Below are 1,024 nucleotides of genomic sequence, written 5' to 3' on the forward strand. Positions count from 1 at the left end.
GGGTGCGCTCGACGGTCGGGGCCGGGGGGTCGACCGGTCGGGACGCCGCCGCCGGGGGTGGCGGCGGGGCCGGGGCCTCCAGCGGCAGCGGGATGACCGCGACCGTGACGTTGTCGTGGCCGCCGCTGTCCAGCGCGTAGCGCACCAACTGGCGGGCGCCGGTCAGCGGCGCCGTCCGGGCCTGCGGGGGGACCACCGCCGCCATCCGGTCGGCCGGGTCCGCGTAGTTCCACAGGCCGTCGGTGCACACCACCACCACGCCGGGGCGGTCGGGGGCGAAGCTCGCGGTGTGCGGTTCCACGCGCGGGTTGTCGGCGCCCAACCAGGCGGTGATGGCGTGGGCCCGGCGGTCGGCCATCGCCTCCTCCTCGCCGAGGAGGCCGGCCCGGACCATCTGCGCGGCCCAGGAGTCGTCCTCGGTGAGGCGGATGGGGCGTCCCCGGCCGTCCATCGGCACCCAGTAGGCGCGGCTGTCGCCGACCCAGCCCACCGTCAGCTCGCCGCCCACCGACACGGCGCCGACGATGGTGCAGGCCGGGGCGTTCCGGCCGATGGGCTCGGGCTCCCGTTCCGCCAGTTCGTTCACGGCCCGGGCGGCGGACAACAGGGCACCGTGCATCGCCTCCCGGCCCGGCACGCCCCGGGGCAGGGTCGCCAGCAGGACCTCGTCGGCGACGCCGGCGGCCGTCGCCGACGCCTCGTGCGGGCGGGAGGAGGAGGAAACGCCGTCGCAGACCACGGCGATGGCCACCGGGGTGCCGTCGGGCAGGGCGGTCGCGGAGACGCGGAAGGCGTCCTCGTTGCGGTGGTGCCGCAGCCCCTGGTCGCTGACGCCGGCCACCCCGCACACCGCCCGCTCCACGTGGTCGCGGTCGGTGGGACGGGACCAGCCGCACTCGTCGCAGCGGCCCCGGGCGTCCAGGACCCCCCGGCCGCAACCGGAGCAGTGGACGGGGACGGAGCCGGGTTCGGGCAGCGAGGTGTCCCGCAGGCGGGGGTCCGGGAGGCCGGCCGTCGGTGGGGG

The 1,024-nt window shown here is 78.1% G+C and carries 1 protein-coding gene; it reads right to left on the reverse strand.

Translation table 11 applies throughout. The features are described from left to right. Nucleotides 1–1,024, reverse strand: a 1,024-nt coding sequence (locus FOE67_RS26800) for a PP2C family protein-serine/threonine phosphatase (RefSeq protein ID WP_228474338.1), incomplete at both ends; no start/stop codon positions are given.

This window comes from Streptomyces calidiresistens, from assembly GCF_014141525.1.
Classification (GTDB): Bacteria; Actinomycetota; Actinomycetes; order Streptomycetales; family Streptomycetaceae; genus Streptomyces; species Streptomyces calidiresistens.